This window comes from Zobellia barbeyronii (assembly GCF_018603515.1).
GTDB lineage: Bacteria > Bacteroidota > Bacteroidia > Flavobacteriales > Flavobacteriaceae > Zobellia > Zobellia barbeyronii.
This window is the reverse complement of sequence record NZ_JACATN010000002.1, coordinates 115,792-140,365: the sequence shown is the minus strand read 5'-3', so window position 1 is coordinate 140,365 and position 24,574 is coordinate 115,792. Positions and strand designations below refer to the sequence as shown.

Annotated in this window: 21 protein-coding genes; 2 read left to right on the top strand and 19 right to left on the bottom strand. The window is 35.8% G+C overall.

The genetic code is table 11. From position 1 onward, the window contains the following. Positions 1–7: 7 nt before the first annotated feature. Positions 8–1,009 carry a glycosyltransferase family 2 protein gene (locus tag HW347_RS05120; protein ID WP_214610860.1) on the bottom strand — a complete coding sequence of 334 codons (1,002 nt, stop codon included), beginning with the start codon at positions 1,007–1,009 and terminating at the stop codon, positions 8–10. Between the two features lie 12 nt (positions 1,010–1,021). After that, positions 1,022–1,468, bottom strand: coding sequence for a type I restriction enzyme HsdR N-terminal domain-containing protein (locus tag HW347_RS05115; protein WP_214610859.1), 447 nt, complete (start codon positions 1,466–1,468; stop codon positions 1,022–1,024). A 26-nt stretch (positions 1,469–1,494) separates the two neighbouring features. On the opposite strand from HW347_RS05115, the gene holA reads away from it, so the two are divergent. After that, the gene (gene holA / locus HW347_RS05110) at positions 1,495–2,496 is read left to right on the top strand and encodes a DNA polymerase III subunit delta (protein WP_214610858.1); all 1,002 of its coding nucleotides are present in this window, start codon (positions 1,495–1,497) and stop codon (positions 2,494–2,496) included. A 1-nt stretch (position 2,497) separates the two neighbouring features. On the opposite strand, the gene HW347_RS05105 is transcribed toward holA, so the two are convergent. The 7 genes from HW347_RS05105 to HW347_RS05075 form a co-directional block, all read right to left on the bottom strand. Further along, positions 2,498–2,872: a DoxX family protein gene (locus HW347_RS05105; protein ID WP_214610857.1), complete on the bottom strand. Its 375-nt coding sequence runs from the start codon at positions 2,870–2,872 to the stop codon at positions 2,498–2,500. Between the two features lie 144 nt (positions 2,873–3,016). Beyond that, complete coding sequence (locus tag HW347_RS05100; RefSeq protein WP_214610856.1) at positions 3,017–5,428, bottom strand: alpha-ketoacid dehydrogenase subunit alpha/beta; 2,412 nt, start codon at positions 5,426–5,428, stop codon at positions 3,017–3,019. Positions 5,429–5,593: 165 nt separating this feature from the next. Next, positions 5,594–8,401 carry a gluzincin family metallopeptidase gene (locus HW347_RS05095; protein WP_225901826.1) on the bottom strand — a complete coding sequence of 936 codons (2,808 nt, stop codon included), beginning with the start codon at positions 8,399–8,401 and terminating at the stop codon, positions 5,594–5,596. 56 nt (positions 8,402–8,457) lie between these two features. Next, entirely contained in the window at positions 8,458–9,144 is a 687-nt protein-coding gene (locus tag HW347_RS05090) for an LOG family protein (RefSeq protein WP_155596283.1), read from the bottom strand. A 226-nt stretch (positions 9,145–9,370) separates the two neighbouring features. Continuing rightward, the gene (gene uvrA, locus HW347_RS05085; protein ID WP_214610855.1) at positions 9,371–12,211 is read right to left on the bottom strand and encodes an excinuclease ABC subunit UvrA; all 2,841 of its coding nucleotides are present in this window, start codon (positions 12,209–12,211) and stop codon (positions 9,371–9,373) included. A 176-nt stretch (positions 12,212–12,387) separates the two neighbouring features. Beyond that, the gene (locus tag HW347_RS05080) at positions 12,388–13,161 is read right to left on the bottom strand and encodes a TIGR03915 family putative DNA repair protein (protein WP_214610854.1); all 774 of its coding nucleotides are present in this window, start codon (positions 13,159–13,161) and stop codon (positions 12,388–12,390) included. A 46-nt stretch (positions 13,162–13,207) separates the two neighbouring features. Continuing rightward, positions 13,208–14,476 carry a putative DNA modification/repair radical SAM protein gene (locus HW347_RS05075; RefSeq protein ID WP_214610853.1) on the bottom strand — a complete coding sequence of 423 codons (1,269 nt, stop codon included), beginning with the start codon at positions 14,474–14,476 and terminating at the stop codon, positions 13,208–13,210. Between the two features lie 168 nt (positions 14,477–14,644). Between HW347_RS05075 and HW347_RS05070 the strand changes: the two genes are divergently transcribed. Further along, positions 14,645–15,409 (top strand): XRE family transcriptional regulator, encoded by a 765-nt coding sequence (locus tag HW347_RS05070; protein WP_214610852.1) that lies wholly within the window; start codon positions 14,645–14,647, stop codon positions 15,407–15,409. A gap of 9 nt (positions 15,410–15,418) precedes the next feature. Here the strand turns inward: HW347_RS05070 and HW347_RS05065 are convergent, their stop codons facing one another. The 10 genes from HW347_RS05065 to HW347_RS05020 all read right to left on the bottom strand — a co-directional run bounded on the left by HW347_RS05065 (position 15,419) and on the right by HW347_RS05020 (position 24,566). After that, positions 15,419–15,853, bottom strand: a complete 435-nt coding sequence (locus tag HW347_RS05065) for a GNAT family N-acetyltransferase (protein WP_214610851.1) — start codon at positions 15,851–15,853, stop codon at positions 15,419–15,421. A 123-nt stretch (positions 15,854–15,976) separates the two neighbouring features. Continuing rightward, positions 15,977–16,354 carry a nuclear transport factor 2 family protein gene (locus HW347_RS05060; RefSeq protein ID WP_214610850.1) on the bottom strand — a complete coding sequence of 126 codons (378 nt, stop codon included), beginning with the start codon at positions 16,352–16,354 and terminating at the stop codon, positions 15,977–15,979. A gap of 28 nt (positions 16,355–16,382) precedes the next feature. Continuing rightward, on the bottom strand, positions 16,383–17,003 hold the full coding sequence (locus HW347_RS05055) for a MarC family protein (RefSeq protein ID WP_155596290.1): 621 nt from the start codon (positions 17,001–17,003) through the stop codon (positions 16,383–16,385). Positions 17,004–17,186: 183 nt separating this feature from the next. Further along, entirely contained in the window at positions 17,187–18,677 is a 1,491-nt protein-coding gene (locus HW347_RS05050) for an aldehyde dehydrogenase family protein (RefSeq protein ID WP_214610849.1), read from the bottom strand. Between the two features lie 23 nt (positions 18,678–18,700). Beyond that, a complete protein-coding gene (locus HW347_RS05045) occupies positions 18,701–19,642 on the bottom strand; it encodes an NADP-dependent oxidoreductase (RefSeq protein ID WP_214610848.1) in 942 nt (313 codons plus the stop codon). Between the two features lie 17 nt (positions 19,643–19,659). Further along, positions 19,660–21,231 (bottom strand): carboxymuconolactone decarboxylase family protein, encoded by a 1,572-nt coding sequence (locus HW347_RS05040; protein WP_214610847.1) that lies wholly within the window; start codon positions 21,229–21,231, stop codon positions 19,660–19,662. Between the two features lie 9 nt (positions 21,232–21,240). Continuing rightward, the gene (gene budA, locus HW347_RS05035; protein ID WP_214610846.1) at positions 21,241–22,098 is read right to left on the bottom strand and encodes an acetolactate decarboxylase; all 858 of its coding nucleotides are present in this window, start codon (positions 22,096–22,098) and stop codon (positions 21,241–21,243) included. A gap of 32 nt (positions 22,099–22,130) precedes the next feature. After that, the gene (locus HW347_RS05030) at positions 22,131–22,754 is read right to left on the bottom strand and encodes a putative quinol monooxygenase (RefSeq protein WP_214610845.1); all 624 of its coding nucleotides are present in this window, start codon (positions 22,752–22,754) and stop codon (positions 22,131–22,133) included. A 30-nt stretch (positions 22,755–22,784) separates the two neighbouring features. Next, positions 22,785–23,633 carry a hypothetical protein gene (locus tag HW347_RS05025; protein ID WP_214610844.1) on the bottom strand — a complete coding sequence of 283 codons (849 nt, stop codon included), beginning with the start codon at positions 23,631–23,633 and terminating at the stop codon, positions 22,785–22,787. A gap of 3 nt (positions 23,634–23,636) precedes the next feature. Continuing rightward, a complete protein-coding gene (locus HW347_RS05020) occupies positions 23,637–24,566 on the bottom strand; it encodes an alpha/beta fold hydrolase (protein WP_214610843.1) in 930 nt (309 codons plus the stop codon). Positions 24,567–24,574 lie beyond the last annotated feature (8 nt).

The window sequence follows — 24,574 nt, the reverse complement described above, 5'->3', positions numbered from 1 at the left end:
AAATTAGTTAATGTTTTACTAAATCGTTAAAATTCTTTACATGATGTACGAAATGCTGCCATACAATGGACTTCGTATAGTAGTATTTTTGGATAAAGTTGGCTTTTTCCCTTCTTTTGTACATTTTTCTAAAATGCCTGTAAAAGCTTAAATGCGCTCTTAATATAGCTAGGCAATGTCTGAATCTAAATTGAAAGATAAAACGAATTGCTGCAATCCCATCAAGCAATAGTCGAAGCATAATAATCGTCAATGCTTTTCTTCTTGGTAAATTTTTAGTAATGGAGAAAAGAGAGTTTCTGAAATTCAGATACGTTTTCTTGGGATTCATATTACTAAGGGTTGAACCTCCTAGGTGAAATACCTTAGAAGTACCTACATAAAACACTTTGTGACCATTATTCTTGGCTCTCCAACATAAATCAACTTCTTCCTGGTGAGCAAAGTAATGTTCATCAAATCCATTCAGTTCCCAGTAGACTTCTTTTTTAATAAACATGCATGCGCCTGTTGCCCAAAAAATTTCGGTAACATCATCATACTGTCCGTTATCCTTTTCAAGATCTTGAAATATACGTCCTCTACAAAAAGGATAGCCTAATTGATCAATAAATCCTCCTCCTGCTCCTGCATATTCAAAATAATCCGGACGCATGAGGTCCATAATTTTTGGTTGTACAATAGCAACTTCTTTGTTTTCGGAAAAGACTTTTAAAATAGGGGGTAACCAACCTTCGGTTACTTCTATATCGGAATTAAGAAGACAATAAATATCGGCATCTATACTTTTTAGCCCATCATTATATCCTTTTGTGAAGCCGCCATTTTCGCTATTCTGAACAATCTTGACGGAAGGATAATTGGTTTTGATAAAAGCAACTGAATTATCTGTGGAAGCATTATCAACAACGTAAATTTCTGCGTCACCAGAGTGTTGCACAACAGAGGGCAGATATCTTTCAAGAAGTACCTCTCCATTCCAATTTAATATGACGACAGCAATACGCAAAACGATCGCAAATTAACGGCTAAAATCAGGAATATCCCTTAGAAACGTGTATTTTTCTGAAGTAAAATCCATTTTGCAATAAAAATGGTCAAGTCCATTGGTTACCATCAGATAATCGGCCTTTAATTCAAGGTTGTAGCGCGCTATTTGGTCAAAAGTGGTTTGATCTATATTAATTTTGGGAGCTTTGCATTCTACTAAGATGTGAATACTGCCGTCCGAATTAAAAACAACAATATCATACCTTTTCTTAATATCGTTTATAACCAATTGCTTCTCAACGTTTACCAGACTTTTTGGATAGCTTTTTTCTTCTAGTAAATAATTGACAACATGTTGCCTTACCCATTCTTCGGGTTGCAGTACAACAAATTTTTTGCGTATACTGTCAAAAATGCGCACGTTATTTTCGCTACTTTTGAGACGGAATTTATACTCCGGAAAATTAAGGGGTACCATTTAGCAAATTTGATGATTTTTTTTGGATGGATGAAGCAAAACAAATAGTTACCGATATTAAAAACGGCAAAATAAAACCCATATATTTTTTGTTTGGGGAGGAGCCCTATTATATTGATGGCATTGCCTCTTACATTGAGAAAAAACTCCTTGCCGAAGAGGAAAAGGGATTTAACCAAATGGTGCTTTATGGAAAAGATGTTACTATAGATGATATTGTGGCCAACGCAAAGCGATACCCCATGATGGCAGAGCGCCAGGTGGTTATTGTTAAGGAGGCACAACACCTTGTTAGGACTATAGACGATTTAACGGCTTATGTAGATAATCCACAGATGTCTACTGTATTAGTGGTTTGCTATAAATACAAAAAATTAGACAAGCGTAAAAAGTTATATAAGTCCGTTCAAAAGGCAGGAGTCCTTTTTGAAAGTAAGAAACTGTATGAGAATAAAGTCTCTGATTGGATTAGAAAAAATTTACAGAATAGGGGGTATAGTATATCACACAAAGCAGCTATTTTGCTAACGGAATACTTAGGTACGGATTTAAGTCGTATCAATAATGAACTGGAAAAGCTACAGTTGGTGCTGCCAAAACAGAGCGAGATTACACCAGCGGATATAGAAGCCCATATAGGCATCAGTAAAGACTATAATAATTTTGAGCTCAAAAAGGCTATTGGAGAAAGAGACGTGCTAAAGGCAACGCGTATCATTAATTATTTTTCTCAGAACCCCAAGGATAATCCTTTTGTGCTCACCGTAACTTTGTTGCATTCATTTTTTACTCAACTTTTACAATATCACGGTCTAAATGATCATTCTCCTAAGAGCGTAGCAAGTGCACTACGGATTAACCCATATTTTGTTGGTGAGTTTCAGACGGCAGCCCGTAACTACCCTATGAAAAAGGTTAGTGGTGTTATATCATCTCTTCGCGAAATGGATTTGAAAGGGAAAGGTGTTGGCGCTAACGTTAATTCGCAAGCAGACCTCTTAAAGGAACTATTGGTAAAGATTATCTAAATTATCTTTTATCTACACTGTATTTTCCAGGGCCCAAGAGGATAATAGAAACGAATAGGACAAAATAAATAAGTGCCAGTTCTTTCTTTTGAAATGGGTCAGCTCCATGTACCATAAATGCTGCGACACCCATAGTAATTGCCGTGGGAATTGCTGCCAATCTAGTTTTAAAACCAAAGATGATTAAGATTGGACAAACAAACTCTGCTAGCACAGCTAGGAACAAAGAAGGCGTTGAACCAATGCCAATGGGATCAGCAAATTCTACACCGTTAATCAACATTTGCAATTTTCCATATCCGTGAACAGCAATCATTGCAGACGCTGCGATTCGTAATAAGGCTAAGCCAATATCTTTTAAAAGTGTGTTAGACATCTATTTTTGAGTTTACTTTAAATATAAAAGTATTCTTTTTTATGAAGTTGCCCAAATGCATTTCAAAGAAATAAACCCATAGGTATATAAAGTTTTAAAGCAAAGTTGCTTTATTATATGCCAATGGGTTTGATAACTAATTAGTTAACGTATTTCTGGAAAGCTTTCTGGGTCTAATTCATTCATGATATTATATACCTTTTCAAAAACATCTTCCGCATTTGGTTTTGAAAAATAATCCCCATCAGTACCATAAGCAGGTCTGTGAGCTTTTGAAGTCAGAGTCTGTGGAGCAGAATCTAAATATGCATATGCTCCTTGTTTTTCAATAATTTCGTTAAGCAAGTAAGCTGAACATCCGCCAGGGACATCTTCATCTATTACAAGTAGTCTATTTGTTTTTTTAATACTCTCTAAAGTGTCATGGTGTACATCAAAAGGTAATAAGGTCTGTGCATCTATTACTTCAGCATCAATACCTACTTCTTTTAATTCTTCTGCCGCTTGTAATACAATTCTAAGTGTAGAGCCATAAGAAACTAATGTAATATCGGTTCCCTCTTTAATTGTTTCAACTTTACCGATTGGCGTACAGAATTCTCCTAAGTTTGTAGGTTTTTGTTCTTTCAGCCTGTAGCCATTCAAACTTTCGATTACCAAAGCAGGTTCATCTGTTTTTAGAAGCGTGTTATAGAAGCCAGCAGCTTGTGTCATGTTTCTAGGTGATAGAATATACATGCCTCGCAAAGCGTGAATTAGCGTCCCCATAGGAGAACCCGAATGCCAAATACCTTCTAGGCGATGACCTCTTGTTCTCACAATTAATGGTGCTTTTTGCTTTCCAAAGGTACGGTACCTTAAACAAGCTACATCATCTGTTAAAGTAGACAGTGCATAAAAAATATAATCTAGATATTGAATTTCTGCAATTGGGCGAAGCCCTCTCATGGCCATGCCTAACCCTTGTCCAATAATGGTAGTTTCTCGTATACCGGTATCGGCTACTCTAATCTTACCATATTTATCCTGAAGCCCCTCAAGTCCTTGATTAACATCTCCTATAGCACCGCTATCCTCACCAAAAACTAAGGTATTCGGATATTTTTCAAATATTTTGTCAAAATTATCTCGCAGAATAACACGGCCATCAACATTTTCAGTAGTGTCTGCGTATTCCGGTTTTACTTCGGTAACGCTTAAAGCTCCTGTAGGGCCATCATTGTATAAATTGGCGCTATATAACGGTTGTGTTTCTTTAAGGAATGTGTTGGTCCATTGTAATAGATCTTGTTTCTCAGGAAATGATTCTCCAATCAAATATCTAAGTGCTTTCCTGGAACTTACTGCCAAATCCTTTTTAATAGGTTCTTCAATGGCAATAAGGTCGTTTTTAACCTTAACAATAAAGTTTTTGTTTTGACTTTTCAGTGAAGCGTTATCCAATAGAACCACCAATTTTTTCTTGAGAGCTTTGTGGTTTTCTAAATACTCGGACCAAGCCTCTCTTTTTGCAGAGCGAACTTCCCTAACAATATTCTTTTCAATTAGTTTTAACTCCTCGTCCGTGGTGATACCGGTTTCCAGAATCCATTCACGAAATCGCTTGTTGCAATCGTTTTCTTTTTCCCAGTCTAACCTTTCTTCATTCTTATAACGTTCGTGAGAACCAGAAGATGAATGACCTTGTGGTTGGGTAAGTTCTGTTACGTGAATAATAACAGGCACATGTTCGTCCCTAGCTATATCCGCAGCATTTTCGTAGGCGTGCATGAGGGCAGTGTAATCCCATCCCTTAACCTTAAATATTTCGTAACCGTTTTGTTCTTCGGTACGTTTAAAACCACTTAGGATCTCTGAAATATCTTCTTTTGTAGTATGAAATTTTGCTGGTACAGAAATGCCATATTCATCATCCCAAATACTTATTACCATAGGCACCTGAAGTACTCCTGCAGCATTAATTGTTTCCAAAAACATACCTTCACTTGTACTAGCGTTACCAATAGTACCCCAAGCAACTTCGTTCCCTTTATTAGAGAATTTAGTAGCGTCTAAACCATTTAGGTTTCTGTATACTTTGGAAGCTTGTGCAAGGCCTAATAATCTAGGCATCTGGCCAGCAGTACAAGAAATATCTGCACTACTGTTTTTTTGGTTCATCAAGTTTTTCCAGCTACCGTCTTCATTAAGACTATGAGTTATGTAGTGGCCACCCATTTGGCGACCTGCACTCATAGGTTCCTTTTCTATATCAGTTGTAGCATAAAGACCGTGAAATATATCTTTTGGAGTCAAAAGGCCCAAAGCCATCATAAAAGTCTGGTCCCTGTAATAACCGCTTCTAAAATCACCATCTTTAAAAGACCGAGCCATTGCCAGTTGAGGCAACTCTTTTCCATCTCCAAAGATTCCAAATTTTGCCTTTCCGGTCAAAACTTCCTTTCTTCCCAATAGACTACATGTTCTGCTGAGAACAGCAATTTTGTAATCGCTTATGATTTGGGTTTTGAAATCATCAAACGTAATATCGTTACTTGTTTTAGGCGAAGTATCCATTTAAGCTTTACGAGTTTTTACAAAAATAACAAACTAGAAGCATTTTTACAATGCTTGCAGAACATACTTGATCAAAATATATTTAAAAAAGAACGGAAATCAATAGTGTATTGATAATTTTCTATTGTCAAAAATTGATTTTATTATGAATTCAGCAACCAAATCCTAAAACCATTTTCGTGTGAACAGGCCAATTAACGTTTTAGGGCTCACAGTGACAATAAATCTGATTTTCTCACCGTAGTTGGGTTGCGAGACCTCCCATCCATTGTTTGAGTACACCGGAAGGTAAAGTTCAAAATAATCTGTAAGAAGGTTTAGACGAACCCCGGAATCATATACGAATTTTCCGTTTACACCTTTGTTTTTGACATAACCCAAATCACTATAAACTTCAATCCATTTCCATAAGTTAACGCTAGTGTTTATGGTGGCTAGATAGTCATTTGCAAAACGATATTCTTGAGGAAGAAAGGATTTAAATCCACCTTCGGCAATAATAATCTGTTGACTATAAATACCCGAGTCTTCTGAGCGACCCAAATACCCATAATCAAATAAATAATCTGTGGGGCGGTCTAGTGCAAAACTGTAATAATTGGGATCTGTATAATCTGTAGTCTTATTTCTAATAAATTTACCAGCGTAGAAACGGAAATTGAATTGACGGTTACTTTCAAACAGTTTGCGATATTCCAATTCAAAAGCCACTTTGGTAAAATCGCTTGCATGTTGAGCATCTGCAAACCACGAAACATAATTAATAATCCCTGGGTTTCTATTGGTGTAACGGACATTCATAATACTGTAATCCGGCGGCGTCTCAAAATCACCTAAACTCTCCGCTTTATCTCTCAATACATTTACATATCTAAAACGCAAAAACTCCCTTTTGTTAGAAATAAGGTTTGCTGGTCTCCATCCAAAAGTAATAGAAGGTGTAATGGTTGAGTATCGGGAATTTTCTTGAAAGTGATAGGTAGAGCCTCCAAGACTATAATTAGCCAAATAAAGTCCACTTTTACTTAGATACTTTTTGTATGAGATTCTTCCCGAGCCCACAAAGGCGTTTTCACGAAAAGAATAGGAGGGAGCAAAATCGTATACGAAAGGACGCTCTAATAGGGTTTTGTTGTATAGTCGCATACCAGGCGTCCATCCATCATAAATATTAAAATTTAGAATGGGTACGTAAAACACCTGATTGTAATATGGATTCTCAGAATCACGGAAAAAGGTAAATTTCAGCTTTTTATTCCCAGAGAAAAATCCTCCTAAAGATTTCCAGTTGTCCCTTTGGTTGAATTCGGGAATTTTCTGGTCATAGTTAAGAACTAGTCGTTTTTCACCATTTTTTGGAATGGTAACTGTTTTAATATCATTAATGCCAGAAAACCAATATTTAGAAACTACGGTATCATTTTTCATCCCAAACAAAGAAATAGGCACATTAGTCCCTTTTTTGTTCTTTATGGTAACCCTAAGTGAATCTTCGGTTTTTTCTACCTTTTTAATCTTGAAATCTATTTTGCGATCTGTAGTCACAAAGTCTTTAAAAAACCAGTCGATATCTGTATTCGTAGATCTTTTTAATATGGATTCAAAGTCCAATGTCTTTACTTGGCTAAGCTTATAGTGCTTATAAAAGGTCTTAATACTCTTATCTACCTTGTCTTTGCCAATATAGCTGGCAAGGTATGCCAGTCCAAGTCCCGCCTTATATTTATTACCTATTTTTTGGTTGAATTTAATAAGGGAATCGTTACTGGTGCTAAGGGGTTGATCTAAATTGGTACGAGCAGTAAGCATATACAAAAATGTATACTGTTCGTTGAAATTCATTTTCGCCAAATTAAAACTGCGTACTCCCCATATTTTAGATAGTTTTCCAAGCAGCTTTTGGTCAGGGTAAAACTCCTCTACATATTCTATCATTAGATAGTTGGCAATAGCATCACTTAACCATTGTTCTTTTCTAGGGTCTAAGAAAAGAGTCTCTTCCAAGATGTTAATAAGTGCAGTTTTTAAAAATTTCATTTCAAACTGAAACTGCTCTTCATAAGGTCTTATAAAAGAAGGTAATTGATTGATGCCGTACAGGGGATTCTTTTCATAATCCAACTGGCTAACCAATAATTGACGATGCGGATATTTTCCTAAGTTGTTCTCTATGAATTCTGTAACCCTATTGATAGATAATCCTTTAAATACATCTGCATACTTAAAAGCTTCAATATCGGTAATAACCGTTATTTGGGGGGTAACGTGGGTCATGAATCGCTTTTCCGGACTAAGTAAAATCTCGCAATTCTTTTGATGGTCCGCCGTTAACTGGGCCATTTGTCCGTTGGAGATGCCATTGTTTCCTAAAACAGTAAAGTTAGTGGCAAGGTTTAAATTTCTAGGGTAAACAAAATTTACCGTAGTTTCCGTAACTCCCGTAAAGAGGTCCTCTAAATTTTTGTTGGAATATAAATGCCAAGCACCATCAAAATACGACGGTGTTAAATACCAATCTTTTAGGTAGTAACTATTCTTTCTCTTGTCATAACCATAAGGCGTAAACTTATTTTCAGGAAGCTTTATGGTGTACGTTAAAAAAAGTTTAGCAGATTCGCCTGCTGGTAATGGACTGTTTAAATCGATTTTTATAATATCCTCACCGGTAGTACGGCGCCAGCGAAGTCCTCTATATTCACTATCTACCGCACTTATAATAGTAGTGTAGCCTCTTTCGTGCTTTTTGGCCAAGTGCAGGCTTTTTTTGAATTGCTCATCAAACCGTTTGGCCAATCCTGTATTTTTACTTGCGTAGGCATGAGCCCAGTCATTAAAATACAGTGTACTTAAGGTTTGGTTAGAATTATTCTGATACGTAAATTCTTGTTGAACCTGTATTTCTTTACTTTGCCCATCTAGTGTGGCTGTCAATACGTTTTCGTGTTGCGCAGCTAATTCTCCGAAACCGCCCATAAGAACGGTTCCGAGATAAAAGCAAAATATGAGGTGTTTGATTTTCAAAGGTGATATTAAAAATTAGGACTAAGATTTCGGCCCTTGTAGAATGCATCAATGATATCTACTACTTCATCTTCTGTATCTGCAATTTTAATAAGATCCAAATCATGAGCACTTATGGTTTTCATCTCCAGCATAGTGTTCTTAACCCAATCCATAAGACCAGTCCAAAATTCACTCCCAACAAGAATTATCGGGAATTTTTCAATTTTATTAGTTTGAATAAGAGTGATTGCTTCAAAAAGCTCATCCAATGTACCGAACCCACCCGGCATAACTACAAACCCTTGAGAGTATTTAACGAACATTACTTTTCTCACGAAAAAGTAATCAAAATCTAAACTTTTATCAGAATCAATATAAGGGTTGTCATGTTGTTCAAACGGTAAGTCAATATTTAAACCAACAGAAGTTCCGCCAGCTAAATGTGCTCCTTTATTACCAGCCTCCATAATACCAGGTCCTCCACCAGTTATTACACCATAACCAGCATTTGCTATGCTTTCGGCAATACTAACGGCTAGTTCGTAATATTTATCACCTGCCTTGGTACGGGCTGAACCAAAAATAGAAACGCATGGACCAATAGAGCCCATTTTTTCAAATCCCATAACAAATTCACCCATAATTTTGAATATGGCCCAAGAATCGTTAGTCTTTATTTCGTTCCAACCTTTGTGATGTTGTTCTTTTCTCATGTATAATTACTCTTATTTGTATAATTTTTTTCCTCTGATTTAGATTGAACGTTTTCATTTATAAATCAAAACGACTACTTTTTTTTCTCAGCGGATGAATTTATTGTTTTTATTTTATTGAATTGTAAAGCTATTAATATTTATAACTGAACTCAGCATAAATTTAATTAATCTTTAATTGCTCAACCTGTAAGTTTTTTTTAACTACCAGTTGAGTGTTTGGTGACTAGTCCGGAATATTCAATTCTGGTCTCAAGTATTTTGCCGTGTAGCTTTTTTTATCTTTAGCAACTTCTTCCGGTGTTCCTTTGGCAACTACTTTTCCACCACCACGGCCACCTTCATAGCCAATATCAATAATATAATCTACTATTTTAATAACATCCATATTATGTTCAATAACTAATATGGTATTTCCTTTGTCTACCAAACGAGTCAAAACTTCCATCAAAACTCGAATATCCTCAAAATGAAGTCCTGTAGTGGGTTCATCCAAAATATAAAAAGTATTGCCCGTATCCCGCTTAGAAAGTTCTGTGGCCAGCTTAATACGCTGAGCCTCACCGCCCGAAAGCGTAGTGGACTGCTGCCCTAGAGAAATATAGCCCAATCCTACGTCTTGAATGGTCTTCAACTTACGATAAATTTTGGGTATAAGCTCAAAAAAATCAACAGCTTCGTTGATTGTCATCTCCAAAACATCTGCTATAGATTTACCTTTATAACGTATTTCTAGTGTTTCTCTATTGAAGCGTTTTCCGTTACAAGTTTCACATTCAACATAGACATCAGGCAAAAAGTTCATTTCAATAACCCGTAGACCTCCACCTTGACAGGTTTCGCAACGGCCACCTTTTACATTGAAACTAAAACGACCAGGTTTATAACCTCTAATGGCTGCTTCAGGTGTTTTGGAGAACAATGCACGAATCTCTCCAAAAACTCCGGTATAGGTGGCAGGGTTGGATCTCGGGGTTCTACCTATGGGGGACTGGTTAATGTCTATTACCTTGTCAATATGCTCTAGCCCAGTAATCTTCTTATAGGGCATAGGTTTCTTTACGCCATTAAAATAATGAGCGTTCATGATAGGGTAGAGGGTCTCATTTATTAATGTGGATTTTCCACTACCCGAAACACCGGTTACTCCAATCATTTGACCTAACGGAAGCGTTATAGAAACATTCTTTAAATTATTTCCCGTACATCCTGAAAGGGTAATTTTTTTACCATTCCCTTTTCTACGTTTTTCAGGAATTGCAATCTGTTTTTTTCCAGTAATATAATCAGCTGTTAAGGTGCTCTCATTTTTTAAATCCTTAGGAGAGCCTTGTGAGATAATCTCACCACCATGCTTTCCGGCTCTTGGACCTATATCTATTACGTGATCAGCACACTCTATCATGTCACGGTCATGTTCCACAACAATTACTGAGTTACCCAAATCCCGAAGCGCTTCTAGCGATTTAATTAATCTTGTATTGTCTCGTTGATGTAAACCAATACTAGGTTCATCAAGAATATAAAGCACTCCAACCAACTGAGAACCGATCTGTGTAGCCAATCGTATACGTTGTGCTTCACCACCCGATAGTGATTTTGAGCTTCTGTTTAGAGAAAGATAATCTAATCCAACATCTAAAAGAAACTGGATACGCGTTCGTATTTCTTTAATGATTTCTTCAGCAATCTTAAGCTGATTGCCTTCTAACTTCTTTTCTAAACCTTTGAAGAATTTAGCCAGTTCAGCAATATCCAAATGTGCCAGTTGAGCTATATTCTTTTCGTCTATTTTGAAATTAAGCGATTCTTTACGCAGACGCGAACCTTCACATACAGGACAGGTAATTTTGTCCATATATTCTTTAGCCCAACGTTTTAATGCTGTTGTGCCTGCTTCCTCATATTGATTTTTAATAAAGTTGGCAATACCTTCATAATCAATTTTATAATTCCGCTTAACACCTAAACTCTTGGAGTCGACCTCAAAAGTCTCGTGACCACCGTTAAGAAGAACATCAATAGCTTCTTCAGTAATTTTGGAAATAGGGTCTGTCAGTTCAAATTCATAGCGTTTGGCTATAGTTTCTATTTGTTTAAACGCCCAAGAATTTTTATACTCTCCCAAGGGAGCGATTCCTCCAGATTTAATAGATAATTTTTTGTCTGGAAATATCTTTTTTTCGTTCACTTCGTAAACATGACCTAGCCCATTACAATTAGGACACATTCCTTTGGGAGAGTTGAACGAAAACGTATTAGGCTCAGGAACAGGGTAGGAGATGCCAGTTGTTGGACACATCAGGTCACGACTAAAATACCGAGCTACAGAATGACCTTCTTCTAAGACCATAAGTACGTTGTCTCCACTGTACATAGCGGTATTCAAGGATTCGGTGAGACGTTTGTCCATATCTTCCGAATCAACCACTTTTAGACGGTCAATTACAATTTCTATATCATGGGTTTTATAGCGATCGGCTTTCATTCCCTTGACAATATCTTTTACTTCACCATCAACCCTGACCTTTACAAAGCCTTGTTTGGCAATTTGCTCAAAAAGCTCCCTATAATGTCCTTTTCTAGATTTAATAATAGGAGCAAGGATGTTGATTTTCTTACCATCATAATCCTTCTTTATAAGTTCTTTTATCTGCTCATCACTATAACTCACCATTTTCTCGCCCGTATTGTAACTATAGGCATCTCCGGCACGTGCAAAAAGCAGGCGGAGGAAATCATAAATTTCGGTAATTGTACCTACTGTAGACCGTGGTGATTTTGACGTAGTTTTTTGTTCGATAGCAATAACAGGTGATAACCCATCAATTTTATCTACATCAGGTCTTTCCAATCCTCCTAAAAACTGTCTGGCATAGGCGGAAAAAGTTTCAATGTACCGGCGTTGGCCTTCAGCATAAATTGTATCAAAAGCAAGGGAAGATTTACCACTCCCGGAAAGTCCGGTTATAACAACCAATTTTTCTCTGGGTATAGTAACATCTATATTTTTAAGGTTGTGCACGCGAGCGCCCTGAACCTCAATATTTTCTTCGTAGTTTATCATTTTCAATAGCAAAGTTGCAAAGGTACGATTTTGACTATTAACAAAGAAGTGACCTTTACTTATATCTATGTTAAGGAAAACGTGGAAAACACCTGAAATAAAGGGGGTCAACCGCTTATGAGTCTATATTTTGTGTGATAAAACCCAGATACCTCAATAGATAAATGCAAATAAAGCTAAACTGCCTTTTTCTCACTCAAATATTTCCAGTAACGTTTTGGAACGTGTTGTTTGTGAAGTTTTAAATTAATGCGAGATTTGATGTTGGTACTTTTGAAGTAATTGTTCCAAAGGTCTTGGTAGTTATATTCCTCATCACCAAAATGAGCGCTTTTATTCAGGCTGTTGGTATAAATTTCATCAAGGTCTAAGGATACGATTTCAACTTGATTTAAATCAAAGAAAATACCGTATTTACGTTTTACATCATAAATTAACCATTGCTGATCTGCATATCTAGATCTAAAATGTTTGGATATCAAAGGCAGTACATCAAAATCTGGTTCTATATTGGCAAAGTAGATTTCATCTTTCGTTAACTGAAAGCGTACAAAAGCCTCCATACGATGCTTTTCTCGACCAACGGACCTTGCCAATTGACTTATTTTTAAAACAATATCATCAGAGTAATCAGAGGCAATGGAAGTTTCAGAAGTAAACAACTTGCAAATATATCTGTACAGTACTAGTTCAATACCCTTATTCTCACTTAAGAAAGCAAAGTAGATATCCTTTATGGCGTTGTGACTCTTTTTATGAATGCCATTCCATACTCTTTTAGCCTTGTCCATTTGAGTGAAAATGGTTTCAGTTTCAGAAAAAAGTCCACTTTGAGAGGCCGAGTTCTTTTGAATATCTGCTATTTGTGCTTTTTCATCAAAAGCCACAAAAATAGCTGTTAGAAATCCGTTGAAGCTTCCGTCGTAAATTAAGGTTTTTGTAGCATTCATAGTTTCATATTTTGTTCTGTTCACACTAGTTGCCAATAAGGCTAAATCAACTAAATAATTGTAGTTGATTACTATACTCTTTTCTAAATTTCCCGACCGAATTCTGTAGAATTAAGCCTTTTATTTTAGTTCCTTCCATATCTCTATGTTCCCACTTGTTGGATTCACAAACAATGAAATATTTTGCTCTATTTAGTGCCACACCAATCTTCTGAAGATGTTCCCAGTTTAAGTTTCTAAATCGTCTTGCGTTAATTATTTTATGAACAGATTTCATACCCAACCCTGGTACACGTGCCAAAACACTTTTATCTGCCTTGTTGATATCCACAGGAAAGTATTGCATGTTCCGTAATGCCCACCCTAATTTAGGGTCCACATCCATATCTAAGTTTGGGTGGTCGTTATTCAAAAGTTCCTGAACACCAAAACCATAAAAGCGTAGCAACCAATCTGTCTGGTATAATCTATTCTCCCTGAGCATAGGTACTTGGGTGCCAATAGCAGGAAGCCTATTATCTTCCGCAACTGGAACATAACCAGAATAATACACCCGTTTCATATTATAATTTTTGTAGTAATGTGTGGCGGAGTACATAATATCCTTGTCCGATTCTCCGGTGGCACCTACAATCATTTGAGTACTTTGCCCGGCCGGCGCATATTTTGGAGTGCTCTTAATTATTTTTTTCTCTGATTTGTATTGGATGATTTCATTTTTCACCTTTAGCATAGGCTTGGTGAAGTCTTCATGCTTTTTATCCGGAGCCAATAGTTTGAGCCCGGATATAGTAGGTATTTCAATATTTACAGATAATCTATCGGCATAAAGTCCGGCTTCTCGCATAAGCTCATCACTGGCTCCTGGAATAGATTTTAAATGTATATATCCATTAAAATTCTCTTCCAACCGTAGCTTTTTAGCAACAGCAACTAAGCGTTCCATAGTATAGTCTGGACTTTTGAATATGCCTGAACTTAAGAAAAGACCTTCTATATAATTCCTGCGATAGAAGTTAATGGTCAAATCTACTACCTCTTGGATTTTGAAAGCAGCCCGTTGCACATCATTACTTTTGCGTGTCACACAATAAGCACAATCAAAAATACAGTGGTTTGTGAGTAATATTTTCAATAATGAAACGCACCTACCATCTTCCGTATAGCTATGGCAAATTCCCATACCGCTACTGTCTCCAAGTCCCTTTGTACTGTTTTTCCGAACACTTCCGCTGCTTGAGCACGAAACGTCATATTTGGCGGCATCCGCCAGAATGTTCAATTTTTCCTTAATTCTATCAAATGATAACGACATTGTAGGTATTTGTATTTATTCCAAATTTATGGAAAAAATCCATAATATGGATATATTCCAAATAAAACTTTGGAGTATGTCCAAATTGTGTATATTTGGAAATGAAAGGGTAGTGGAGAGCATAAAGTCTATTATTGTTTTTATGAACAGGGATAATTCAAGAATTATATGGAAAATGAAATCACTTTAAAACGCTTCACTGATATTCGCCGCGAGTTGGGCTATACCCAAGCGGAGTTTGCTAAGCTTCTAGGCGTATCTAGTACTACAGCAGATATAGAGCGTGGGCGTACTAAGTTATCCGGTAAAGTGGTGATGGAACTTTTAAAGCAGTTCAAGATTAATCCGTTGTGGCTGTTTGGTGATAGTGATAATCAATACTTGGAGACTTCTAAAGTTAGCGTAATTCCAAAGGTGGTTACTGTAGATAATGCTGGAAATGACAACATGGTATTGGTAAACGCCAAAGCTGCTGCCGGTTATCCACAAAACATTGCAGATACAAGCTGGTACGAACAACTTCCTGCTTTTGATTTGCCTATTCCTGAATTTAGAAATGCTACGTATCGTGGTTTTCAGGTTGACGGAGACAGTATGCTACCTAATTTAAGGTCTGGGGAGTGGGTTTTGGCCAAGGCAGTAGAGCACATAGATGATGTAAGCCAAAATAAAATGTATGTAGTGGTCTTAGAAGATGCCGTTTTGGTGAAAAAAGTGGAAAAAAGACCTAATTCTAATAATGTTACTTTGGTTTCTCTTAATGAAACTTATCCGCCATATGACATCAAACCTTACCAAATACAGGAGATTTGGGAGGTGAGTAGTAGAATTACATTTGGCGAAGATGCTACCACAGAGAAAGGTCTTTTGAGACAGTTGCAAGAATCAATGGAGGAATTAAAAAGTCAGCTTCGTCATGTAAAAAAGGTATAATACACCTTTTTATGATTTTGGCACTTTCAGATTGTAAACTCCGCTTTCTCTTAAAGTGAAACCAAGACTTTTATACAGTTTAATTGCCGGTGTTCTATGATGTCCTGAGAATAGAAGAATTTCATCCATATTTAAATGCTCGGCCTCTTTTAAAAGTTTTTCCATTAATTTTCTGCCGATTCCTTTTCCGCGATGTTCGGCATCAACTACAACATCCTCGACCAATCCTCGGTAGCCTGAAATTACTTTATACGTAACCAAAAGCGCTATCCCTATAATATTGTCTTCTTCTTTACATGCCGCTAAAATTACATGATTGCCATCTTGAAGTATTTGGTGTAACGGACGCTGTATATTTTTGTCGTTCAGCTGCTTATATAAATTCTGAATTTCTTCTTGAATCTGGTCATTAAGGTCGTACTTATGTAAAATTTCAATGGTCATGTTATATTAATTTATAGTATAGATTGATAAAACTAAGAATATAAAGAGAACAATAACATTCGTATATCCTAAAGTTGATATAAAAGTAAAATGCGTTTAATCGTATTTACTTATAATCTACGATTAATACATGGTGTTTGGGTTAGCGGATATTTTTGGAATTTGTTGAATGGAGTCCCAATGCTCACAAATTTTTCCCTTTTCATCAAACCGAAAGAAATCCATAGTAACGTATTGATCGTCATCTGGCCAGATTTGGTGTGTATGTAAAGCAACTAAATCTCCTTCGGCTATGCTACGAACAAAATCAATAGATTTCTGAGGGTATTCCCGCTTCATCCTATCAAAATAATCAATGAAGCCTTGAGGCCCATTAGCCACATCAGGATTGTGCTGAATGTATTGACCTCCACAAAATTTATCAATAGCTTCTTTTGGGCTGCCTTCGTAAGCCATTCTATAAAAAGCTATGGCATTTTTTTTGTTTTCTGCAGTATTCATAACTCTAAAAATTTCGATTAATAGATTATTAACTAGAAAGAGAAAAAGATATTTTAATACCCTGTATAATCATGTCGGTTCCAATGATAGCAATAATTAAACCCATAATTTTTCCTATTACAGATATCACGTTGTGACCTATTTTTTTGATAACTAATTCACTTAACATGAATGAAAAATAGGTTAGCCAACATAGCAGCCCGAAAATAAATATAACCATGCCAATCTTAAGGTAACCCGCATTTGACACAAAATTCATTCCAGTAACGATTGTTCCTGGTCCTGCTAAAATTGGTATAGCCAAGGGGGATATAGCAAGATCCTCGTCTATATGGGTATCCGTTAGGTGCTTTACATTAGACTTTTTAGATTGAAGCATATCAAAACCTACAAAGAAGATTAGAATACCTCCAGTAATTTTAAAAGCAGGTATAGTAATCCCAAAAAGCAGAAATATAAATTTACCGAGGACAAGGAATATAGTAACAATAATAAAAGCCGTTAATGTTGCTTTTTTACTAATTGTACGTTGTGTTTTTCTGTCCGCCCCTCCAACCAATGATAAAAATATTGGCATGTTGGAAAGTGGATTCATTATGGCGAAAAAACCAGTGAATACGGTAATTGAAAAGGTAAGAAGGTTGTCCATTTATTTATTAAATTCCTTTAAAAGAAGCGCGTGCTTATTTTGTTTTCGCAAGAAACTTCTATCCTAAATTTTATTATTAGAGATTTTAGCAAGCAAGTTAGCCAAAAAAAAACTGTATACTAGGGTAGGCGTATGATCACCGACCTTAGTATACAGCAAAATTTATAATTTAAATATAGTATTCTATTGGAAATCTGATGCCTTAAATGGATATTTTCTTGGTTTTTTTTGAATGGTAATCCAATGTGCAACGGTAAAGGATTTAACTCCCCATTGTCCATTAAATCTACCTAAACCAGAGTTTTTAACGCCTCCAAATGGTGCATATGCACTATCATTAACTGGTTGATCATTAATATGGGTCATACCAGCTTCAATGCCTTGCGCAAAAACCATTCCTTTGCCTTCATCTTTTGTAAATACGGAACTAGACAAACCGTAATCTGTTGCATTTGCTAAACGTAACGCATCTTCCATATCTTTCGCTCTTGCAATAGAGACTGCTGGTCCAAATATTTCGTTTTTAAATAGCGGACAATTTTCATCTACATCAATAAAAATATGTGGTGGCATATGTAAACCTTCGGCTTCTCCGCCTAAAGCCATTTTATAACCTTCGGCTTTAGCTGATTCAATTAGGTTTTTTACCGTATTAAACTGAGCTTGATCAATGATAGGTCCTATAAACGTATCAGGATCATCCATATCTAAACGCTTCAAAGTTTTTACTTTGGCTATAAATTTCTCTGTAAATTCATCATAGACTTTATCTTCTATGATAATTCTATTAATAGCCATACAAATCTGACCTTGGTTCATAAATTTACCCCATGCAGCTGCTTCTACAGCTTGATCAATATCTGCATCTTCCAGCACTACAAACGGGCTATTCCCACCCAATTCTAACTCGATATTTTTAATAATATCTGCTTCCAGAGCATTTTTACCAACTTGACGTCCTACAGGCGTTGATCCGGTAAAAGAGATAAGTTTAGAGATTGGGTGCTTTGTAATTGCAGTACCAATAGAGCTTCCTCCACCTGGTAATACACTTAATAATCCTTTTGGAAAACCTGCTTCTTCTAAAAATGAAGCAAAAATTAGCCCTCCCGTAACTATAGATGTGGATGCTGGTTTTAACACTACAGCATTACCAACTGCTAAGGCTGGGCCTAACGTACGTGCAGTTAACTGTCCTGGGAAATTCCAAGGAGAGATTAAACCGATTACTCCTAAAGGTTTTCTAACTGCAACCGATTCTTTGCCTTCTATATCTTGTGGTAATATTTTACCTTCTACTAATAATGGTAAATGGACACTACTTTCAAAAACGCTTGCTACTAATTCAGCTTCAAAATAACCTTTTGCCAATGTTGCACCTACTTCCTTTCTTGCCCATTCTGCAAACTCTTGCTTACGGTTTCTAACAACTTCGGCTAATTTTTGCATCATCCTACTTTTTTCAGGAGGTAATACAGCAGCCCATTTTTTCTGTGCTATAACAGCTAATTCAAATGCTTTGTTTACATCATCGGTAGATGCACCGTTCAAAGTAAATAACTCTTCTTGGTTCCAAGGGTTAATATTTTTTATGGCTGGCCCTTTTCCGTCTTTCCATTCGCCACCTACAAATATTTTTTGAGTATAATTTGGTAATTGTTCTTGTGTTTTCATTTTCAATGTGTTTTAAAAGTTTCTTAAAGTGTCACGATTACTTTACCTACTGTTCGCCCTTTTTCTACTTCTGTATGTGCGTCTGCCATGTTCTCAAAAGCAAACGTTTTATAGATGTTAGGTTTAAGGCTACCGTTCTCTAGTAAGCCTTTTAAAATATTCATGTCTTCTGCGCTAGAATGCACTAGAATATTATTTATAGATAGATTTTTGTCTGCTACAATAGTATTAGCTTCTTCTGGTAGCTTTTTATCCAAGGTGGTGAAAAGTGTACCTCCTTGTTTTAATACTTTTACTGAATTTTCTAAAACCTTACCACCAAGTGTGTCTAAAACAAAGTCGATATCTGTTAATACTTCTTCAAATTTTTGAGCGTGATAATCTATATGCTCATCTGCACCAATTGATAGTACAAAATCTTTGTTTTTTGCAGAGGATGTTGTAATAACATAAGCTCCCATATTTTTGGCAATTTGTATTGAAAAATGACCAACACCACCAGAACCAGCTTGTATTAAAACTTTATCTCCTTTGTTTACTCTACCGCTTAATATTTGTAATGCGGTTAAAGCGGCCAACGTTGTAGCTGCAGCTTCTTCAAAAGAAACATTGGCAGGCATTATGGCTAAATGTGCTTCTGGAGCTGCTACAAATTCCGCGTAAGCGTTGCCAACACCAGGAAAATTTACCATCCCGAATACCTTGTCTCCAACTTTTAAATTGGTAACATCATCACCAACTTCAGTAACTGTTCCTGCAATATCCCATCCTAAAATAACAGGACGTTTTTCGCCATACATCATAGTCAGCATTTTATCTACATACTTTGGCTTAACATCTGCTGGGTTTAATGAAATTGCTTTTACAGCAACTAACACTTCATTATTTTTTATACTTGGCTTTTCTACTTCTGCTAAGTGAAGATTTTCTGGTCCTCCTGCTTCTTCTAATATGATTGCTTTCATTTTATCTATTTTTTAGATTATTTTTTATCGTAAACGACTGACATTCCTTGGCCTTGGTTTAAGGTAAGGCGCATTTGCTTTGTTGTTACTTCAATAACTATTTCATCATAACCTAAATCGAAATCTCCAATTTTACTGGTTCTAGTGAAGAAGTTATCTTTCCAATCCCAGGTACCTGTCAAAATTTTTCCGCCAAAAACACCAAATATTTGCCCGTCGTGGGTTGCTACTGATTGACCGTCTTTATCTCCATAAAAATTATCGGCAGCTAATTTTAAATATTGTTCTTTGGTTTCTATACGATTCCAATTATCATCTGTGATTTTAGCCTTAGTTATAGCTACAGGAAGTGTAAAAGATTCTATTTTGTTACTGAATAAAATGGGTGCATATAACACGTTATTTTCAACACTTATATCTGCTAATCCTTTTGGGAATTTTCCAACTAACTTTTTGGTATTATTATTTATAAAAAACAAATCGCTAACCGTGCCTCCTGTAACTAAATATCCATCTTTAACTGCTGCTAAACCATCTAAAGCTCCTAATTGGTAGGCACTTTTAATAATTGTTAATGACTTGTCTTTCAAATTGACTTTATACATACTACCAAACTGATTTGGCGTTAACTCTAAAGACAATTCTACTCCAAAATCTGCTATAATTAAATCTTCATTTTGTATGAAAATTCCGTTTGGATGATTGATTTCTGGTGTTTGAAACCAAACCTCTAATTTGTTGTTATTTAAGGCGAAAATTTTTCCGCCTGCAATATCAGAGATAAAAACCTGTCCCGTTTTAGAAACCACAACGTCATTTAACGAAACCACATCTGTTGATGTAATACTACTTAAAAGCTTACCTTTTTTTACATCAATAATATGAAGTTCCTTGCCATCACCTACATACAATTTATCTTGGTATAATGCTAATCCAGCTGGGTTATTTAGACCTGTTACCCATTTGTAATTATCTACTTCTCCATCCTTTGTAATTCGACTTATATAGCCTTTGTCATTTTGGTTTACGTTAGATACATATAGCCAATTTTCAGTAGGTGATGCTACTATAGATTCTGGCATTACAAACCCATCTAACTCCCAGTTTTTAATTAATTGATCTGTTGAATTTAGTTTAGAAGAGGCAGCATAGTTTGCTTCGTCTAAAACCTCTTTCAAAGCAAAAATTCCATTGTTTGCAGCCGGAAAACCGGTATAGAGACTCAACAAAATCATTGTTTCTGAAATCTCATTTGGTGTTGCTCCCAATTTTAAAGCAGCCTTTATATGCGATTTTAATTGTGACTTAGCATTAGCTTGCGTAGTTAAACTTGCTATAATTAGCAGTTCCTTTGTCTTAAAATCTAAACCTTCTCTGTTATAAATTTCTCCAAAACCATAGCCAATAATATACTCGGTCATATCTGGGGAGACATCTTTGAAGACTTTCTCTAATCCTTCAGCTGCACCTTTTCCAGATAATTCTTCTAGAATTTTTACTCCGGTTTTATAGTTATCTTCTTTTGTGTTTTGCGCTGTAACTGAATACCCCAAAAACAAAGTCAATACTATAATTAGTTGATTTTTCATAAGGTTAAATTATTTACCATTTTGTTTAGCTGTAGCCTTTGGAGCCGCACCTTGTTTTAGTTCTCTAGTTCTAAATTTTTTGGTTTCTGGAAGTTGTAAATTCACTTGATTTACTTCTTGAATTTCAACCTGAAGTTTATCAAACTTTATGTCTTCTAAATGTCCGCCTAATTTTATGTCTTCAGATAAAAAGTGAAAATGCATTCCGGGAATTACAATATTCCCTAGATAATCTGGAGTAAATAAACCGACTAAAGTCCCTTTAATGTTTTCCCTAGTGTACATTACACGAGTATCTAGATATTCAAATAACGACACATCTTCATTTTCTACTTTATGAGCAGATGCCATTTTTAAATAACCAAACTCACCTTTAATTCGGTAAGCATAAAAACTGTTTATTGAAGTTGCATACTTTTGAAGTGTTTTCGTTAAATCTTCATAAGACTCAATATTTTCAACAGTTACCGTTCTTTTTGGTTGAAAATTTATCATCGTCATATTTGGTGATTCTAAATCTTGTGACGCTACTTTAATTCCGCCCTCAGCATCAATTGTATACACCACACCATCTACAGCAACTAGTTCTCCTGCTAAATGATTTACAGTACCTATACCAATATTACCTTGTTGTACCATTTGTTCTGGTGTAATATCACCTTCGTAAATACTATTTAATAAGGCAACCGTTGGTGCATATTGGTGAATGGTATTTTCGGTATGAGGAGCCAATCCATTCTCATCTAAGCTGTGTGGATGTGGATGTTCGTGATCGGGCGTTTCCGAATTAGAAACTGCTTCTTTTTTAGTTTGATTTCCGCAGCTTACTAAAAGTGCTAAGGAAAATAATAGAATTGCTTTTTTCATAATATTGGTTGTTAGTATTATGGGATTTTCTCTTAAATTTCTGTAACGAAATTCATATACTGCTTTAAATCACCAATGACAGCTTCTTCCATTAGTTTGCCCGTTTTTACTGCGTATGGCTGGTTAAAGTGAATGTCCCAAACATCAGATTCTTTTCTCCAATGCTCATAAACCGCCAAGGTATCTTCCTGGTCGTCTACAGTGTATAAATCAAAAAGGATGTTTCCTGCTTCCTCTTTTCTAGTATTTGTAATATGGTCTTCGAACTGTGTTAGAAGTTGTGCTCTAAATTCGGTTTTCAACTTAAAAATGAAGAAAATAATAAACACTTCGTCTTCTGGGTTTGCAGATTTAGAATGGTCTGGTAACGGATTTGTATCTCCTAGAAAATAAAAGTCTGGAGCAGTTTGTAATGCTGTTTTACCAACTTCCATTAGCTTTTTTGTATGCGGCTCATTATCGTGAGATGTAATAGCAGCTTTGTCAGACCAACGTTCGTAAACAAAAAACACATTGTCTTCTGCTTTAGATACAAATACTTTAATCTCTTTATTACCAGCTTCTTTCTGGGTTGCAGCTTGTGCTTCTTTTAGTGTTGCTGCAAACGTGTCTTTATGTTCTGGTTTTGCTGTAAATTTTACTATAGTGCTTTTCATAATAAATGTTCTTTATAATTGAAGTGTATCTTATTTTAATGGAGTAAGAGGCACTTTTTGTATGATTGTAGCCTCTTTTATTTTTGCAAATCTGTCATTTGGATTATCCTTTACAATCCAATGGTGTGTGGTAGTTGCGGTTAATTTCTGGTTCTCTTTTGTTACACCTTTCCAAACAAAATCTACATTCACTTCATATTCATTTTCTGAAATTACTTTTACAGTAAAATTCTCTGGAAAATGACTGCTTTCCTTCAATTGTTTTGGTGTTCCATTCAACCATTGTTCTAATTGCTCTACGGTAACAATAGGTTCGCTATTTGTTGAAAAATTTAGTTTAAAACCATCTGCTAATAATTCTTTAAAAGGTGCAACATTACCATCTAACTGTTCCATATTTAAGAGCCAGTAGTGCATAAGAGATAACATTCGGTTTTCTGGATAAGCATCCTCAAAAGTTGGGTCTTTAATCTCGCCAGTAGGCTTGATATTGATTTCTGTAAATACAGGTAAAAGTGCACCAGGAGCCTCTTTTAAAAATGTGCTGTAATGCAAAGGATAACTGTCATTAGACCCGTCTGACTTTAAATTTTGATATATAATATCAGCTTCTAAATTAATAGTACCGTTCTCTAATTTATTTACCGTTATATTTTGAATATGATGCGCATTCTTCCATCCTTTATAAACTTTTAATCTTTCAGGATAATTCGCTTTGCCTTGCATTTCTCCAGCTGCAGATTTCATTTTTATATCATCTGCTAAAATTTCTAACTGATTTTCTAGTCGCTGTTTGTCTTCAAAATCACGTTCATAAAAAAGATACCAACGGTGATATTGGACAATGGCTGCGTGAATAATTTTTGTATCTGTTTCCATAATTTATTTAGTTTTAGAAATGAATTTTTTAATATCATTAGCTACTTCCTCTGGAACTTCTAATTGAGGTGAATGTGAAGCGTTTTCAATAACTACTAACTTCGCATTTGGAATATGATCTCTGTAGTATTCAGCCACGCTAAAGCTTACTACTTCATCATGTTTGCCCTGTAATACTAATGTTGCTGCTTTTATAGATTGCACATCATCTTTAAGATTAAAATACTTTCCGTTTTTAATAGCAGGAATTAAAGAGCCATCTACAAAATCTTTACTATTGTTTATGGTTTCTATCATGTAATCAGATATAGGTCCAGGAAGGTCCGGCACTTTATAAAAGACGCGTGAAAGCACAGCATCCAACTCTTCTTTGTTTTCAATCTTCTTACCAAAACCACCATACACAACGTGGTCATCTATTTTTATACCGGCAGCATCCAATAAAATTAAATTGCTAACGTCATTAGGGTATTTGATAGCATAGGCAGCAGCAGTATGTCCGCCCATAGAGTTACCTATAAGGTTAAAGTTCTTTACGCCAAGTTTTTCTAAAAATGACTTTACAAAAGTGGCTTGCCCATCAATGGAATAGTCCAAACCTTCTTTTCTTTCATTTTCACCGTGCCCAGCTAAATCAGGTAGAATAAGATGATAGTCCTCTGATAAGAATTTAGCAGTTTGTAAAAAACTACTTTTATCATCTCCCATACCGTGAAGAAAGACTAGTACAGGCTTATCTTTATTCGCTTTGCTTTCGTAAAAATTTACCGTGTAACCATTTACTAAAACCGTTTGTTTTTCAAGATTAGCAGCACTAGCGTAACTTGAATTGGTTTGGTCTACAAGAACTTTTGGAAAGAAGAAAAATATAACAGCTCCAATAGCTAATAAAACCACAACAATTCCTGCGCCTATTTTTAAAAACTTCTTCATAATTTCTA

Bases quoted from the DNA above. Each gene is read 5' to 3' on its own strand.
- HW347_RS05115 (WP_214610859.1), bottom strand. From the start codon at position 1,468: ATGGTACCCCTTAATTTTCCGGAGTATAAATTCCGTCTCAAAAGTAGC.
- holA (WP_214610858.1), top strand. From the start codon at position 1,495: ATGGATGAAGCAAAACAAATAGTTACCGATATTAAAAACGGCAAAATA.
- HW347_RS05105 (WP_214610857.1), bottom strand. From the start codon at position 2,872: ATGTCTAACACACTTTTAAAAGATATTGGCTTAGCCTTATTACGAATC.
- HW347_RS05100 (WP_214610856.1), bottom strand. From the start codon at position 5,428: ATGGATACTTCGCCTAAAACAAGTAACGATATTACGTTTGATGATTTC.
- HW347_RS05095 (WP_225901826.1), bottom strand. From the start codon at position 8,401: ATGGGCGGTTTCGGAGAATTAGCTGCGCAACACGAAAACGTATTGACA.
- HW347_RS05090 (WP_155596283.1), bottom strand. From the start codon at position 9,144: ATGAGAAAAGAACAACATCACAAAGGTTGGAACGAAATAAAGACTAAC.
- uvrA (WP_214610855.1), bottom strand. From the start codon at position 12,211: ATGATAAACTACGAAGAAAATATTGAGGTTCAGGGCGCTCGCGTGCAC.
- HW347_RS05080 (WP_214610854.1), bottom strand. From the start codon at position 13,161: ATGAATGCTACAAAAACCTTAATTTACGACGGAAGCTTCAACGGATTT.
- HW347_RS05075 (WP_214610853.1), bottom strand. From the start codon at position 14,476: ATGTCGTTATCATTTGATAGAATTAAGGAAAAATTGAACATTCTGGCG.
- HW347_RS05070 (WP_214610852.1), top strand. From the start codon at position 14,645: ATGGAAAATGAAATCACTTTAAAACGCTTCACTGATATTCGCCGCGAG.
- HW347_RS05065 (WP_214610851.1), bottom strand. From the start codon at position 15,853: ATGACCATTGAAATTTTACATAAGTACGACCTTAATGACCAGATTCAA.
- HW347_RS05060 (WP_214610850.1), bottom strand. From the start codon at position 16,354: ATGAATACTGCAGAAAACAAAAAAAATGCCATAGCTTTTTATAGAATG.
- HW347_RS05055 (WP_155596290.1), bottom strand. From the start codon at position 17,003: ATGGACAACCTTCTTACCTTTTCAATTACCGTATTCACTGGTTTTTTC.
- HW347_RS05050 (WP_214610849.1), bottom strand. From the start codon at position 18,677: ATGAAAACACAAGAACAATTACCAAATTATACTCAAAAAATATTTGTA.
- HW347_RS05045 (WP_214610848.1), bottom strand. From the start codon at position 19,642: ATGAAAGCAATCATATTAGAAGAAGCAGGAGGACCAGAAAATCTTCAC.
- HW347_RS05040 (WP_214610847.1), bottom strand. From the start codon at position 21,231: ATGAAAAATCAACTAATTATAGTATTGACTTTGTTTTTGGGGTATTCA.
- budA (WP_214610846.1), bottom strand. From the start codon at position 22,098: ATGAAAAAAGCAATTCTATTATTTTCCTTAGCACTTTTAGTAAGCTGC.
- HW347_RS05030 (WP_214610845.1), bottom strand. From the start codon at position 22,754: ATGAAAAGCACTATAGTAAAATTTACAGCAAAACCAGAACATAAAGAC.
- HW347_RS05025 (WP_214610844.1), bottom strand. From the start codon at position 23,633: ATGGAAACAGATACAAAAATTATTCACGCAGCCATTGTCCAATATCAC.
- HW347_RS05020 (WP_214610843.1), bottom strand. From the start codon at position 24,566: ATGAAGAAGTTTTTAAAAATAGGCGCAGGAATTGTTGTGGTTTTATTA.